The organism is Burkholderia sp. Tr-20355, assembly GCF_017104685.1.
GTDB classification, from domain to species: domain Bacteria; phylum Pseudomonadota; class Gammaproteobacteria; order Burkholderiales; family Burkholderiaceae; genus Burkholderia; species Burkholderia seminalis.
Genome location: NZ_JAAGPK010000179.1, coordinates 1 through 14808 on the forward strand (window position 1 = coordinate 1; position 14808 = coordinate 14808).

The window sequence follows — 14808 nt, forward strand, 5'->3', positions numbered from 1 at the left end:
CGTGTTCATCGTGTGCGCCGCCTCTTCCCCCCACGCTGGAGCACACACGATGAACACGATCGTCACGAAAGACGGCACGCAGATCTACTTCAAGGACTGGGGCACCGGCCGCCCGGTCGTGTTCTCGCACGGCTGGCCGCTGTGCGCGGATGCCTGGGACGCGCAGATGCTGTTCCTCGTGCAGCACGGTTATCGCGTGATCGCGCACGACCGCCGCGGCCACGGCCGTTCGAGCCAGCCGTCGCGCGGCAACGACATGAACACGTACGCGGACGATCTCGCCGCGCTGCTCGACGCACTCGACGTGCGCGACGCAACGCTCGTCGGCCACTCCACCGGCGGCGGCGAAGTCGCGCGCTACATCGGCCGTCATGGCACGAAGCGCGTGGCGAAGGCCGTGCTGATCGGCGCCGTGCCGCCGCAGATGGTGAAGTCGCCGACCAATCCGGGCGGCCTGCCGATGGACGTGTTCGACGGCATCCGCAAGAACGTCGCGGAGAACCGTTCGCAGTTCTACAAGGATCTCGCGGTGCCGTTCTTCGGTTTCAATCGCCCGAACGCAAAGGTGTCGCAGGGCACGATCGACGCGTTCTGGTCGCAGGGGATGATGGGCGGCATTCACGGCCAGTACCTGTGCGTGAAGGAGTTCTCGGAAGTCGACTACACCGAGGACCTGAAGAAGTTCGACGTGCCGACGCTCGTGCTGCACGGCGACGACGACCAGATCGTGCCGATCGACGATTCGGCCCGGCTGTCGTCGAAGATCGTCAAGCATGCGGTGTTGAAGGTGATCGAGGGCGGCTCGCACGGCATGTGCGTCGTGAGCGCCGATCGCATCAACGCCGAGCTGCTCGCGTTCCTGCAGGCGTAAGCGCGCCGTCCGTCGCGGCGGCGCGCATGCCGCCGCGGCGGACGCCGCCCGTGCGCCGTTCAGGACTTTTCAGGAAATTTCAGATCGCCCGGTGCGGCGCTCACGGCGTCCGCACCGGGCGCAGCAGGATGCCGAGCAGCGCGCCGGCGAGCGCGAACGCCATCGCCACGCGGAAGTTGTCGGCCAGCGCGAGCGTCGTGGCCTGCACGCGCACCGCGCGATCGACGAGCGCATAGGCCGCCTGGTTGCCCGTCGCGAACGTGGCGCCATGCGCGACCAGCGACGCCGCGCCGGCCCGCAGCCGTTCGAGCGTTTCCGGATCCGACAGCGACACATGCAGACCGACGAGATTCGAATGGGTAGCCTCCCTGATCCGCTGAACCACCGCGATCGCCGTCGTACCGAGCTGCCCGCTCAGCAGGCGCGTCGCCTGCACGACCGCGCCGAACGTCAGCGCATGCTCGGCCGTCACGTGCTTGCCGAAGAAGAAGATGACCGACGTGAGCGCCATCGTCTGACCGAGCGCCTGCAACAGTTGCGACGGAATGAAGTCGGGCTCGGCCCAGACCGGCGTGAGCCGCGACCCGAGCGCGAACGCGATCGCCACCATCGCGAAGCCGGCGACGATCAGCCGGCGCGGATCGACCCGTTGCAGCAACAGCGCGACGCACGGCGCGAACAGCAGTTGCGGGATCGCGATCCAGCGCAGCGTATCGCCGATCTGCAACGGCCGCAGGCCGTACGTGCTGGCGAGGAACAGCGACGGGATGAAGCTCGTGTTGAGCACGGTGAAGCGCACGAGGCCGACGAGCACGATCAGCAGCGCGATGTTGGGCCGCGTGAGGTAGCCGAGGTCGAGCCCCGCCCGCGGCGAAGCGAGTTCATGGATCAGGAACGCGGCGATCATCAGGATGCCGGCAGCCAGCAGCGCGACGATCAGCGGCGACTGCAGCCAGAACAGCCGCTCGCCCTGGTCGAGCGCGATGCACAGGCACGCGAAGCCGCCCGCGCCGAGCAGCATCCCGCGCGCGTCGACGCCGGACGCGAAGCGCTTGATCGGCTCGTCGCCGAGCGACAGCATCAGGCACGCGATGAACGGCACGGTCAGCGCCGCGTTCTGCCAGAACAGCCAGCGCCAGCTCAGGTGTTCGCTGTACCAGCCTTCGAGCGTGGCCGACAGGTTCAGCGACATCTCCAGATTCATCGCATACGCGGCGATGCCGAACGGAATCAGCCGCGGCGGCAGCGTGCGCACGACGAAGCCGACCGTCAGCGGAACGAACACGCCGGACGCGAGCCCCGCGACCGCCTGGCACACGATGAACGCGCCGAACCGCGTGCAGAGCGGCAGCACGCTTTCCGCGCCGAGAAACACGACGGCGCCCGCGACCAGCACGCGGCGCGTGCCGAACATGAAGGCCGCCGCGATCGCGAGCGGCCCGACGAACATCTGCGACGCGGTAAACGCGGTGTTGATCCACGCGCCTTCGTCGACGCCCACGCCCAGCGCGCCGCGCACGTCGGCCAGCCCGAGCGACGTGATGCGCGACGTCAGCGTCGCGATGATCGCGCCCAGCAGCACGGCCGCGATCGCGGCGATCGACCGAAACGTCGGAATGTCGGAGGCCGGCCCCGCGGCCGGCGCCGGCGCGGCACGGCCGGTGGCGAACGTCGTGTTCATCGTCGAGCGGCTCCCGCCTGTCAAGCTGGCGCAAGCATAACGCGGTGCGTCGAATCCTGCCCGTACGATGGAGTTGGCCGATCATGACCCCACCCCCACCCACTCCCGCGCCGTCGCCCGCCGGGCCCGCGCGTTCCCGAAAGCCGGCCATCGTCGCGATCGCCGCGATCGCGCTGCTGCTCGTCGCCTTGCTCGTCTACGAGTTCGACGCGCGCGATCGCGGCACCGACGACGCGTACGTGACCGGCCACCTGCACGTGATCTCGCCGCGCGTCGCCGGCACGGTCGAACGTGTGCTCGTCGACGACAACCAGTTCGTGCACGCGGGCGACGCGCTCGTGCAGATCGACCGGCGCGACTTCGACGTGCGCGTCGCCGCGCAGCGCGCACGCGTCGCCCAGGCACATGCCGATGCGAGCCGCGCACACGCGCTGATCGAGCAGGCGGACGCCGCGCTCGTATCGGCGCACGCCGATGCCGACAAGGCCGAACTCGATTACGCGCGTGCACGCGAACTGACCCGCGAGACGCCGCGCGGCCTGTCGAGGCAGGAGTTCGATGCGGCCGATGCCGCACGCAAGTCCGCCCGCGCGCGCGTCGCGGCGGCCGACGCGCAACGGCGCAGCGCCATCGCCGCCGCCCAGGCCGCCGACGCGGCGTCGAGCCAGAACGACGCCGAGTTGCGCGACGCGCTGCTGCAGCTCGGCTACACGGCGGTCGTCGCGCCGTCGGATGGCTACGTCGGCAAGAAGACCGTCGAGACCGGCGAGCATGTCGCGCCCGGCCAGGCGCTGCTCACGCTGGTCGAGCCGCATCCGTGGATCGTCGCCAATTTCCGCGAGACGCAGCTGCGGCACGTGCGCGTCGGCGACGCCGTGCAACTGCGCTTCGATGCGCTGCCGGCGCGCGCGTTCAGCGGCCGCATCGACAGCCTGTCGCCCGCGACCGGCGCGCAGTTCGCGCTGCTGCCGCCCGACAACGCGACCGGCAATTTCACGAAGGTCACGCAGCGCGTACCGGTGAAGATCCTGCTCGACGGCCCGGCCGCGACGGAGCCGCGCATCCGGCCCGGGCTGTCGGTCGTCGTCACGCTGCAACCCGCCCGCGAATCGCGATGAAGCGCGCCTTCGCCCTGCTCGCCGCGAGCCTGCTGGCCGCATGCTCGATTGCGCCGCAACCGCTCGCCCCCGTGCCGGTCGGACACGACGGGTTCCGCCATGTCGACCCGTCGACCGATGCGCCATCGCTCGATACGTGGCCCGCCTGGTTCGGCGACCCGCGGCTCGGCCGCCTCGTCGACGCCGCGCTCGCGCACAATCTCGATATCCGCGCGGCGGCCGCGCGCGTCGACCAGGCGCAGGCGCTGCTCGGCGTGCGCGAGGCCGCGCTGGCGCCGACCGTGCGCGTCGACCCGTCGTTCAGCCGTACGCGCGTATCCGGCACGGTCGACAACGCGCTGCCGAAGCGCACGATGCACAACTGGTCGGTTCCGCTCGCCGCGCGCTACGAAGTCGATCTATGGGGCCGCTTGCGCGGCGATGCCGATATCGGCGAACAGAACGTGCTGCAGGCGGCGGCCGACCGCGATGCGGTGCGTCTGCGGGTGGCGACCGAAGTCGCGGCCGACTACCTGACGCTGCGCTACGTCGACGACGATCTCGTGACGCTCACCCGCGCGATCGGGCTGCGGCGCACCGCGCTCGACGTGATCGCCGCCCGCGTGCGGGCCGGCGCGGCGAGCGATCTCGACGGGCTGCGCGCGTCGGCCGATCTCGATACCGCGCATGCCGATCTCGCGGAGAGCCGCCGGCTGCGCGAGAACCTCGTCGACGCCATCGCGGTGCTGACCGGCGTGTCGCCGACCGCGTTCGACATCGACACGGCCGCCGTGCCCGTGCAGGTGCCCGATGTGCCGGCCGGGCTGCCGTCCGCGCTGCTTGCCCGACGCCCGGACGTATTCGCGGCGGCGCGGCGTGCCGACGCGGCGTCGCTCGAGCTGGGCATCGCGCGCACCGCGTGGCTGCCGACGCTCACGCTGACCGCCGACGGCGGTTTCGCCACCCGCGACCTGCGGTCGTTTCTCGACCGCAACAGCTCGCTGTGGAGTCTCGGCGCGAACGTCGCGCTGACGGTGTTCGACGGCGGCAAGCGCGACGCCGCGGTGGCTGCCGCGCGAGCCGGCACGGACGTCGCCGACGCCAACTATCGCGCGGCCGCGATCGGCGCGTTGCGCGACGTGCAGGATGCGCTCAACGACATCGCCGCGCAGAAGGAACGGATCGCGCGCTACGACCACGCGGCGCACGCGACGGACGCCGCGGCGCGGCTGTCGCTGAGCCGTTACGCGCACGGTTACGTCAGCTATCTGGAAGTCATCGACGCCGATCGCGATGCGCTGAATGCGCGACGCCAGCTGATTCACAGCCGGCAGGCGCTGGCCGTCGCGACGGTGACCCTCGTCCGCGCGCTGGGCGGCGGGTGGACGCCGCCGGCGCGCGCCGGCCGGGACGGGTGGCACGACGCGACGCGGGCCGACGCGCGATGAATGCATCGAACGGCCCGCGCGCGCGTCACGCGCCCGCGAGCCGATGCGCATCCTCGCCGAGAAACCGGTGCACGAAGGTCACGGCCATCGCGCCTTCGCCGACCGCCGACGCGACGCGCTTGACCGATCCCGATCGCACGTCGCCGGCCGCGAACGATCCCGGCACGCTGGTTTCCAGGTGGTACGGCCGCCGCTCGAGCGGCCACACGCGCTCGAACGCCGGACAGTCGTACAGGTCGCCGCCGGTGACGAGATAACCGCCCGGATTGCGGATGATGTCGGTGTCCTTCGCCCAGTCGGTATTCGGCGCGCCGCCGATGCACACGAACAGGCGCGTGGCCGGCAGCCGTTCGAGCGTGCCGTCCGCCGAGCGAAGCTCGATCGCGTCGAGCCAGCCGTCGCCGTGCAGCGCGGCGACGCTCGACCGGTAGCGGACCTCGATGTTCGGCGTGCGCTCGATCCGGTCGATCAGGTAGCGCGACAGCGTGTCGGCGAGCGACGCGCCGCGCACGAGCATCGTCACCTGGCGCGCATGCCGCGCGAAATTCATCGCGGCCTGGCCGGCCGAATTGCCGCCGCCGACGATGAACACCTGCTCGCCCGCGCACATCGGCGCTTCGCTCGACCCGGCGCCGTAGAACAGCCCCGCATTGAGAAACGCCGGCTCCTCCGGCAGCCCGAGGCTGCGATATTCGATGCCGGTCGCGCAGATGTTCGCGCGCGCGACCAGGATCGACCCGTCGGCGAGCTCGACGCGAATCTTGCCGTCCACGAACGTCGCATGCACGCCCTCGCGCATCGTCAGCAGCTCGACGCCGAACTTCACCGCCTGCTCGCGCGCGCGTTCCGCGAGCTCCGCGCCCGGGATGCCGTCGGGGAAGCCCATGTAGTTCTCGATCAGCGAACTCGTGCCGGCCTGCCCGCCGATCGCGCCGCGCTCGATCACGACCGCGCGCAGCCCTTCGGACGCCGCGTAGACCGCCGCCGACAGCCCGGCCGGCCCCGCGCCGTAGATCGACACGTCGTATTCGACGAAGCGCGGGCGCGCGACCCAGCCGAGCCGTGCGGCGATTTCGGCCAGGGTCGGCTGGTACAGGCGCGACCCGTCCGGAAAGATCACGACCGGCAGCCGGATGTCGCGTAGCGGCGCGATGCCGAGCACCTGCGCGCAGTCGGCGTCGGATGTCAGCTCGCACCAGTCGTACGCAATCATGCGCCGCTGCAGGAAATCGCGGATCGCATACGCATCCCTGCTGCGCGGCAGGCCGACGATCCGCACGTGTTGCGGTTGATCCATGAGCGCCTCCCGATGATGTCGATGTCGGATGCGGCCCGGCCGGTGCCGCGGCCGGACGCATTCGCGACTGTACGCCGCCGGCGCGGGCCGCGCGGGCCGCTTCATGACAATTAAGGTCCGGCCGCGACGCGACGCTGCACAATGCCGCATCCCCTCCCGCTTGCGGCCTCGTGCCGGCCGCGCCGCAAGCGTCGCTCCCGCGCCGGCATCGGAGCGCAAGATGGCCAACGCCTGTACGCATCTCGACGAAGCACGCGTGTTCGACACCGACAAGGACGACTGTGAGGCATGCGTCCGATCGGGCAGCCGCTGGGTGCATTTGCGGATGTGCCTGATCTGCGGGCACGTCGGCTGCTGCGACTCGTCGCCGAATCGCCACGCGAGCCGGCATTTCCGTGAAACCGGCCACCGGCTCGTCCGCTCGATCGAGCCCGGCGAGCGCTGGATCTGGTGCTACGCGGACGAAGTCGTCGCCGGCAAGGTTCCGTCATGACGCGGCGCGCGGGGCCGCCGCGCCACGGCGCGCCCGTCATCCGCCCCGCGCGCCGCATCCCGGCCGAGCCAGGGCCGGACACCGTTCAGAACGTTTCAGCGCCGCTTAAGGCAATGGTCGCGGCCTCTGCGTAGACTGCGTTCATGAGCTGCCGCGCAGGACGGCGCTTGCGCCCGTTATCGACTGCTGGAGTGACACCATGATCCCCGTCGCCAATCACCGCCGCGCCGCAACCCGGTCGCGGCCGCATCGGTCGGCCGCGCACGGCCGACCCGCATCGTCCGGCGTTGCCGCGCACCGCATCGCTTGCGGCGCACCGCGTCGCGTGGAGCGCGCATGAAGCACAAACGACTCTGGTTCGGCGCGGCCGGCGTGGCGATCGCGGGCATCGCGGTCGCGATCGGCATCATGGTGCGGCCGTCGATCGCGCCGATCGCTCCGCCCGCCCCCGCTTCGTTCGATCCACAGCTGGTGCGCGCCGGCGCGCGCGTCGTCGCGCTCGGCGACTGCATCGTGTGCCACACCGCGAAGGACGGCAAGCCGTTCGCGGGCGGGCTGCCGCTCGCGACGCCGTTCGGCACGATCTACGCGACCAACATCACGCCGGATGCCGAAACGGGGATCGGCCGCTGGTCGCGCGACGCATTCGCCCGTGCGTTGCGCACCGGCATCGGACGCAACGGCCAGTCGCTGTACCCGGCGTTTCCGTACATTCATTTCACGCGGATGTCGGACGAAGACATCGCCGCCGCGTACGCGTACCTGATGACGCGCGAGCCGGTACGTGCGACGGCGCCCGCGAACGACCTGATCTTTCCGCTGAACTTCCGGCCGCTGGTCGCGTTCTGGAACGTGCTGTTCCTGCGCGAGGGCGCGTATCGACCGGACCCGGCGCAGTCCGCGCAATGGAATCGCGGCAGGATGCTCGTCGACGGGCTCGGCCACTGCGCGTCGTGCCATTCGCCGCTGAACGCGATCGGCGGCGAGCAGCGCGGCCGCGCGTTCGACGGCGGTATCGTCGACGGCTGGGAAGCGCCGCCGCTCAATGCGCTCGGCCAGGCCGCTCGGCCGTGGACGCAGGCGCAGCTCGTCACCTACCTGCGTACCGGCCGCGCGAGCGAGCATGGCGCGGCGGCCGGGCCGATGCTGCCGGTCACGCGCGACCTCGCGACGGTGCCGGTGGAGGACGTGGAGGCGATCGCCGCGTACATCCTGTCGATCCAGAAGCCGGCGAATGCGCGTGCGGCCGCGAACCCGGTCGAACGCGCCGCGACGACGCCGGCCGGGCGGCGCGGCGCGGTACTGTTCCAGGCGTCGTGCGCGCAGTGTCACGGGCCGGCCGCGCCGATGCAGTCGATCGGCGAGCGGCCGACGCTCGCGTTCAGCACGGCCGTCAACGCCGATACGCCGCGCAACGCGATCCAGATGATGTTCAACGGGATCGGCTGGCACGGCGAGGATACGCTGAACTACATGCCGTCGTTCATCGACCAGTACGACGACGCGCAGATCGCCGATCTCGCCGCGTACGTGCGCGAGACCTATACCGACCGTCCCGCCTGGTCGGGCGTCGACGCGATGGCCGCGAAGCTCAGAAAAGAGGACACCGCACGATGATTACCCTCACCGTCAACGGCGTGCGGCACACGCTGGACATCGATCCGTCCACGCCGCTGCTGTACGCGCTGCGCAACGACCTGCACCTGCACGGCGCGAAATTCGGCTGCGGCCTCGGGCAATGCGGCGCCTGCACCGTGATCGTCGACGGCAAGCCGACCTTCTCGTGCCTGATGCCGGTGGCCGCGGTCGGCGCGCGCGGCGTGCGCACCATCGAAAGCCTCGGCACCGCCGAGCATCCGGGCCCGCTGCAACGCGCGTTCATCGAGCACCAGGCCGCGCAGTGCGGCTACTGCATCGCCGGGATGATCATGCGCGCGCAGGCACTGCTCGAACGCAATCCGAAGCCGACCGAACAGGAACTGCGCACGCACATGGAACCGAACCTGTGCCGCTGCGGCACGCACATGCGGATTCTCGCGGCGGTGCGCTCGGTCGCGGGGCTGCCGGCCCCCGAACCCGCGTCCGCTCCCGTCACGATCAGCAAGGGGCTGTGATGAATTCCCACGACGACATCGACGAAGGCCGCCGGCACTTCATCGTCTCCGGCGCGCTGTTCGTCGCGTTCAGTCTCGCGCCCGCGTCGCGCGCGGCCGCACAGTTGGTGATCGCCGACGAAGGCGCGGCCGTCCACGTGGCGAAAGCCACCCAGGCGCTCGCCGGCAGCCTGAAGACCAATCCGCTGCTCGACGCGTGGGTCAAGATCGCGCCCGACGGCAAGGTCACCGTGTTTACCGGCAAGGTCGAGCTCGGCACCGGCGTGCGCACCGCGTTGCTGCAGGTGGCCGCCGAGGAACTCGACATGAAGCCGTCGCTGATCACGTTCCTGACGGCCGACACCGGCGCGTCGCCGGACGAAGGACTGACCGCCGGCAGCCATACCATGGCCGACAGCGGTTCCGCGCTGCTGAACGCGACCGCGCAGGTGCGCGCGCTGCTGGTGGAAGGCGCCGCGAAACGCTTCGGCGTCGATCCGCGCGTGCTGACGACCGCCGACGCGGTGATCAAGGCGCCCGACGGCCGCACGATGACCTACGGCGACGCGATCCGCACGGTCGACCTGCACCGCAACGCGGCCCCCACGTCGCCGCTGAAGAACCCGGCGACATTCGCCGTGATCGGCACGTCGCTGCCGCGCGTCGACATCCCGAACAAGGTCACGGGCGGCATCAGCTACGTGCAGGACATGCAGTTGCCCGGCATGCTGCATGCGCGCGTCGTGATGCCGCCGGTGTACGACGCGAAGCTGCTGTCGTTCGACGAAGCCGCGATCCTGAAGCTGCCCGGCGTCGTGCGCATCGTGCGCAACGGCAGCATGCTTGCGGTGGTCGCACAAGGCGAGTGGCAGGCGGTGGTCGCGCAGCGCGCGCTCGCGGCCGGCTGCCGCTGGTCGCCGGGCCGCCAGCTGCCCGAGCGCGGCACCGTCCATCAGGAGCTCAAACGGATTTCGACGCAGCGCATCGAAATCGCGAACACGCATGCGCCTACCGCGCCGGCCGTGAAGACGCTGAACGCGACGTTCCTCAAGAATTACCTGATGCACGGGTCGATCGGACCGTCGTGTTCGGTCGCGCATCTCGATAACGGGATGATGACGGTGTGGACCCACTCGCAGGGCGTCTATCCGCTGCGCGACGCACTCGCCGAGATGCTGTCGATGCCGAAGGCGAGCGTGCGCTGCATTCACACCGAAGGGTCCGGCTGCTACGGGCACAACGGCGCGGACGACGCGGCGGCGCACGCCGCGCTGATCGCGGCCGCGATGCCGGGCAAGCCGATTCGCGTGCAATGGATGCGCGAACAGGAACACACGTGGGACCACTTCACGCCGGCGATGGTGACGGAGGTCAGTGCATCGCTCGATGCGGGCGGCCGCATCGTCGACTGGAACTATGCGTTGTGGAGCAGCTCGCACAACGAACGGATCGTCAACGCGGGCCGGCTGCTGCCCGCGCGCATGCTCGAGCCGCCGTTCGTGCCGGCGCCGTCGACGCCGATGCTGCAACCGGAGGGCGGCGGCGACCGCAACGCGATCCCGCTGTATGCGCTGCCGAACCAGCACATCGTCAACAATTTCTCGCCGACGATGCCGCTGCAGACGTCCGCGATGCGTTCGCTCGGCGCGCACACCAATGTCTGGGCGATCGAAAGCTTCATGGACGAACTCGCGCACGCGGCCGGCGCCGATCCGGTCGAATTCCGGCTTCGTCACATGGAAGACCATCGCGCGCGACAAGTGATCCAGCTCGCCGCGAAGCACTTCGGCTGGCCCAGGCCGCCGCGTGCGCGCAATCGCGGCGTCGGCTTCGCGTTCGGCAAGTACAAGAACCTGATGGCATACGTCGCGATCGCGGTCGAGGTGTCGGTCGTCCCGGAAACGGGCCAGGTGACGCTCGAACACGCGGAAGCGGCCGTCGATGCAGGCCAGATCGTATCGCCGGACGGCATCCGCAACCAGATCGAGGGCGGCATCGTGCAGGCCGCGAGCTGGACGCTGTACGAGGCGCTGAAGTACGACACCGAGCGCATCCGCAGCTTCGACTGGAGCAGCTACCCGATCCTGCGCTTTTCGGCCGCGCCGCAAAGCGTGAAGGTTCACCTGGTCAATCGTCCCGGCGCGCCGTTTCTCGGCGCGGCCGAGGCGTCGATGGGGCCGACCTCCGGCGCACTGGCCAACGCGATCTTCGACGCGACCGGCCAGCGCCTGCGGGAAATGCCGTTTGCCGGCGACGCGCTGCGCAAGCGCATCGACGCCTGACGGTCCGATCAACGACACAGCGCCGGCACGCACCGGCGCCGCAAGCCGACAGGCTGGAGAACCCCGACGATGGACACCTTGCTTTCGATGCGCGTCTTCACGCGCATCGTCGAAACCGGCAGCTTCACGCGCGCATCCGACACCACCGGCCTCACGACGCCGCGCGTGTCCGCGCTGCTGAGCGGGCTCGAGCAGCATCTCGGCTGCCGGCTGCTGAACCGCACCACGCGCCGGATCTCGCTGACCGAGGACGGCCAGGCGTACTACGAACGCTCGGTCGCGGTGCTCCGCGAGATCGACGACATGGAGGCCTCGGTATCGCAGGCCCGCAACGTGCCGCGCGGCCGGCTGAAGGTGAACCTGCCGCCGGCCATGGCCAAGCAGATCATGGTGCCCGCGCTGCCGGCGTTTCTCGCCGCCCATCCGGGCATCATGATCGAACTCGGCGTGACCGATCGCCAGATCGATCTCGTCGGCGAAGGCGTCGACTGCGTGGTGCGCATCGGCGCGCTCGACGATTCGGGGATGATCGCCCGGCGGATCGGCAGCCTGACCACCTGCACGTGCGCGTCGCCCGCCTATCTCGCGCAGTTCGGCGAGCCCGCCACCGTCGACGATCTCGCGCAGCACGTCGCGGTCAGCCACATCTCGGCCGACACCGGGCGGCCGCGCCCGTGGGACTACGTCGTCGACGGCGAGCCGCGCGTCATGCAGATGTGCGGCACGGTCGCGGTCAACGATGCGGACAACTACATCGCGTGCGGCGTCGCGGGCATCGGGCTGATCAAGACGTCGCTGTACCTGGTCGAGCCGTACCTGCAGTCGGGCCGGCTGCGCGAAGTGCTGACCGACTTCAACGCGCCGCCGCGCCCGATCTCGGTGCTGTATCCGCCCAACCGGCACGTCCCGGTCAAGCTCAAGGTGTTCGTCGACTGGCTGGCCGGCCTGTTCGCGCAGATTCCGACGCTGCAGGGCCAGCGCGGCTGAACGCACGCGTTCCGGCACCTTTGCGCGGCACGCAATGCTCGATTGCGTGCCGGACCCATTCCGCGCCGGCCGCCCGGTCAATAGCATTCACGGTATCGCGGCCGGTTACGTCGCCGCCCTGTTTCCTTCCCGGAGCCGACCATGTCAACGGATACCCCCCCGCTCGCCTCGCCCGCACCCGCGGTCAAGCTCACGCAGGCGCTCATCCTGCTGTTCGCGTTCAGTTGCGGCGCGATCGTCGCGAACCTGTACTACGCGCAACCGATCACCGAACTCATCGCCCCCGGCCTGCACATGTCGAGCGGCGCGGCGAGCCTGATCGTGTCGCTGACGCAGATCGGCTATGCGTTCGGGCTGTTCTTCATCGTGCCGCTCGGCGATCTGCTCGAAAACCGCAAGCTGATGATCGTCACGGCCGTCGTGTCGATCGCGAGCCTCGCGGCCGCCGCGGTCGTCCGCACGCCGGGGCTGTTCCTCGCGGTCTCGCTGCTGATCGGCTTCAGCTCGGTGGCGGTGCAAATCCTCGTGCCGCTCGCCGCGCATCTGGCACCGGACCACTCGCGCGGCCGCGTCGTCGGCACGATCATGAGCGGGTTGCTGCTCGGCATCCTGCTCGCCCGGCCGCTGTCGAGCGTCGTGGCCGACGCGTTCGGCTGGCGCGTCGTGTTCGCGGGCGCCGCCGTGGTGATGACGCTCGTCACGGCCGTGCTCGCGCTGACGATTCCGTCACGCCAGCCCGACCATCGCGCCACCTATTTCGCGCTGATCGGCTCGCTGCTGCACCTCGTGCGCACGATGCCGGTGCTGCGCCATCGCGCGTTCTACCAGGGCCTGATGTTCGCGTCGTTCAGCCTGTTCTGGACCGCCGTGCCGGTCGAGCTGACGCGTCACTACGGACTGTCGCAATCCGCGATCGGCCTGTTCGCGCTCGTCGGCGCGATCGGCGCGACGTCGGCGCCCGTCGCGGGCCGTCTCGCGGATGCCGGCCACACCGTGCGCGCCACGCTGATCGCGCTGGTCGCCGGCACGCTGGCGTATGCGAGCGCACCGGTTCACGGCGCCGGCGTGTACGGCCTCGTCGTCACCGGCATCGTGCTCGACTTCGCGGTGCAGATGAACATGGTGCTCGGCCAGCGCGAGATCTACGCACTGCACGCGGCGAGCCGCAACCGGCTGAACGCGCTCTACATGACGAGCATCTTCGTCGGCGGCGCGGCCGGCTCCGCGCTCGCGAGCCCGCTGTACGAGCATGGCGGCTGGTCGCTCGTCGCGGCCGTCGCGGCGGCGTTCCCGCTCGTCGCGCTCGCCCATTACGTCGCGATCGGCCGCCCGCACGCGCGACGTCACGCGCACGCGTGAACCGCCGCCGACGGCGCGGCACCGCGCGGTCGGCCTGTCACACGGCATCGTTGCCGCGCGGTCCTGACTGCGCCCATCCTCACTCATGAAGGAGTCCTCATGTCTTCCCTGCTCGCTCCGTACGACCTGCGCGGCCTCGCGCTGCCCAACCGCGTCGTGATGGGCCCGATGACGCGCTCGCGCGCGCCGTCGCGCGGCCTGCCGACCGAACTGATGGCCGAGTACTACGCGCAGCGCGCGTCCGCCGGCCTGATCGTGACCGAGGCGACCAACGTCAGCGCCGCGTCCGCGGCATTCGAGCTGACGCCGGGGCTCGTCGACGACGCGCAGGCCGCCGGCTGGAAAAAGATCACCGACGCGGTCCATGCGAACGGCGGACGCATCTTCGCGCAGCTGTGGCACGGCGGCCGGGTCAGCTCGCTGACGCTGCTCGGCGGTGCCGCGCCGTTGTCGCCATCCGGCGTCAACGACGATCTCGAACAGTTGCAGGTCTGGGCGCAGTTGCAGAACGGCTACTATACGAAGATTCACGCGACGCCGTCGCGCGCGATGACGACCGCCGAGGTCGTCGACGCCGTGGACGAATTCCGCCGCGCGGCGGCGCGTGCGATGGCGGCCGGCTTCGACGGCGTCGAGATCCATGCGGCGAACGGTTATCTGCCGCACCAGTTCCTGTCGTCGACGCTGAACCGCCGCGACGATCGTTACGGCGGGTCGGTCGCGAACCGCGCGCGCTTTCTGGAGGAAATCGTCGCGGCGGTCGGCGGCGTGATGCCGCTCGCGCGTGTCGGCGTGCGCATCTCGCCGTACGCGAAGTACAACAACGTGCGCGATGCCGACCCGGATGCGACGCTGGCCTACGTCGGCCGCATGCTCGACGAAGCCGGCGTGGCCTATCTGCACGCGGCCGACACCAACGGCTGGAGCGGCGAGCCCGACCTGCCGCGGATCGTCGAGCATGCGCGCCGGTCGTTCGGCGGCACGTTGATCGTCAACGGCGGCATTGCGCCCGATGCCGCGCAGGCGCTGATCGACGCGGGCGACGCCGATCTCGTCGCGTTCGCGCGTGCCTACATCGCGAATCCGGATCTCGTCGAACGCATTGCCGCGCGTGCACCGCTCGCCGAGCCGAAAGCGGCCGGCTGGTACGGCGGCGATCGCGCCGGATATGTCGATTACGCACGGTACGACGCGGCAGGC

12 protein-coding genes are annotated in these 14808 nt (G+C 70.2%); 10 read left to right on the forward strand and 2 right to left on the reverse strand.

The annotated features are described in order from the left end of the window. Positions 1 to 49: 49 nt before the first annotated feature. Positions 50 to 871, forward strand: a complete 822-nt coding sequence (locus tag G3N62_RS29670) for an alpha/beta hydrolase (RefSeq protein ID WP_206141381.1) — start codon at positions 50 to 52, stop codon at positions 869 to 871. A gap of 100 nt (positions 872 to 971) precedes the next feature. On the opposite strand, the gene G3N62_RS29675 is transcribed toward G3N62_RS29670, so the two are convergent. Beyond that, positions 972 to 2552, reverse strand: coding sequence for an MFS transporter (locus G3N62_RS29675; RefSeq protein WP_124669444.1), 1581 nt, complete (start codon positions 2550 to 2552; stop codon positions 972 to 974). A gap of 83 nt (positions 2553 to 2635) precedes the next feature. Between G3N62_RS29675 and G3N62_RS29680 the strand changes: the two genes are divergently transcribed. Together G3N62_RS29680 and G3N62_RS29685 are read left to right on the forward strand one after the other, a co-directional pair. Further along, positions 2636 to 3670 carry an HlyD family secretion protein gene (locus G3N62_RS29680; RefSeq protein ID WP_034192067.1) on the forward strand — a complete coding sequence of 345 codons (1035 nt, stop codon included), beginning with the start codon at positions 2636 to 2638 and terminating at the stop codon, positions 3668 to 3670. Beyond that, the gene (locus G3N62_RS29685; RefSeq protein ID WP_124669443.1) at positions 3667 to 5097 is read left to right on the forward strand and encodes an efflux transporter outer membrane subunit; all 1431 of its coding nucleotides are present in this window, start codon (positions 3667 to 3669) and stop codon (positions 5095 to 5097) included. Before G3N62_RS29680 ends, G3N62_RS29685 begins: the two co-directional genes overlap by 4 nt. Positions 5098 to 5122: 25 nt before the next feature. Here the strand turns inward: G3N62_RS29685 and G3N62_RS29690 are convergent, their stop codons facing one another. Next, complete coding sequence (locus tag G3N62_RS29690; protein ID WP_034192065.1) at positions 5123 to 6394, reverse strand: NAD(P)/FAD-dependent oxidoreductase; 1272 nt, start codon at positions 6392 to 6394, stop codon at positions 5123 to 5125. 220 nt (positions 6395 to 6614) lie between these two features. Here G3N62_RS29690 and G3N62_RS29695 point away from each other — a divergent pair, with 220 nt between their 5' ends. The 7 genes from G3N62_RS29695 to G3N62_RS29725 all read left to right on the forward strand — a co-directional run. Then, entirely contained in the window at positions 6615 to 6887 is a 273-nt protein-coding gene (locus G3N62_RS29695; RefSeq protein ID WP_124669442.1) for a UBP-type zinc finger domain-containing protein, read from the forward strand. Positions 6888 to 7223: 336 nt separating this feature from the next. Next, positions 7224 to 8504 carry a cytochrome c gene (locus G3N62_RS29700; RefSeq protein WP_124669441.1) on the forward strand — a complete coding sequence of 427 codons (1281 nt, stop codon included), beginning with the start codon at positions 7224 to 7226 and terminating at the stop codon, positions 8502 to 8504. Continuing rightward, positions 8501 to 9001: a (2Fe-2S)-binding protein gene (locus G3N62_RS29705; protein ID WP_034192062.1), complete on the forward strand. Its 501-nt coding sequence runs from the start codon at positions 8501 to 8503 to the stop codon at positions 8999 to 9001. The genes G3N62_RS29700 and G3N62_RS29705 overlap by 4 nt, the downstream gene beginning before the upstream one ends. Next, on the forward strand, positions 9001 to 11262 hold the full coding sequence (locus G3N62_RS29710) for a molybdopterin cofactor-binding domain-containing protein (RefSeq protein ID WP_124669440.1): 2262 nt from the start codon (positions 9001 to 9003) through the stop codon (positions 11260 to 11262). Before G3N62_RS29705 ends, G3N62_RS29710 begins: the two co-directional genes overlap by 1 nt. Positions 11263 to 11331: 69 nt before the next feature. Then, positions 11332 to 12249 carry a LysR family transcriptional regulator gene (locus tag G3N62_RS29715; RefSeq protein ID WP_034192060.1) on the forward strand — a complete coding sequence of 306 codons (918 nt, stop codon included), beginning with the start codon at positions 11332 to 11334 and terminating at the stop codon, positions 12247 to 12249. Between the two features lie 141 nt (positions 12250 to 12390). Further along, complete coding sequence (locus G3N62_RS29720; RefSeq protein WP_124669439.1) at positions 12391 to 13608, forward strand: MFS transporter; 1218 nt, start codon at positions 12391 to 12393, stop codon at positions 13606 to 13608. A 99-nt stretch (positions 13609 to 13707) separates the two neighbouring features. Then, positions 13708 to 14808 (forward strand): alkene reductase (locus G3N62_RS29725; protein WP_206141380.1); only part of this gene is annotated, 1101 nt, incomplete at its 3' end.

Coding starts and splice junctions, on each gene's coding strand:
- G3N62_RS29680 (WP_034192067.1), top strand. CDS start 2,636: ATGACCCCACCCCCACCCACTCCCGCGCCGTCGCCCGCCGGGCCCGCG.
- G3N62_RS29690 (WP_034192065.1), bottom strand. CDS start 6,394: ATGGATCAACCGCAACACGTGCGGATCGTCGGCCTGCCGCGCAGCAGG.
- G3N62_RS29700 (WP_124669441.1), top strand. CDS start 7,224: ATGAAGCACAAACGACTCTGGTTCGGCGCGGCCGGCGTGGCGATCGCG.
- G3N62_RS29675 (WP_124669444.1), bottom strand. CDS start 2,552: ATGAACACGACGTTCGCCACCGGCCGTGCCGCGCCGGCGCCGGCCGCG.
- G3N62_RS29705 (WP_034192062.1), top strand. CDS start 8,501: ATGATTACCCTCACCGTCAACGGCGTGCGGCACACGCTGGACATCGAT.
- G3N62_RS29720 (WP_124669439.1), top strand. CDS start 12,391: ATGTCAACGGATACCCCCCCGCTCGCCTCGCCCGCACCCGCGGTCAAG.
- G3N62_RS29670 (WP_206141381.1), top strand. CDS start 50: ATGAACACGATCGTCACGAAAGACGGCACGCAGATCTACTTCAAGGAC.
- G3N62_RS29715 (WP_034192060.1), top strand. CDS start 11,332: ATGGACACCTTGCTTTCGATGCGCGTCTTCACGCGCATCGTCGAAACC.
- G3N62_RS29695 (WP_124669442.1), top strand. CDS start 6,615: ATGGCCAACGCCTGTACGCATCTCGACGAAGCACGCGTGTTCGACACC.
- G3N62_RS29685 (WP_124669443.1), top strand. CDS start 3,667: ATGAAGCGCGCCTTCGCCCTGCTCGCCGCGAGCCTGCTGGCCGCATGC.
- G3N62_RS29710 (WP_124669440.1), top strand. CDS start 9,001: ATGAATTCCCACGACGACATCGACGAAGGCCGCCGGCACTTCATCGTC.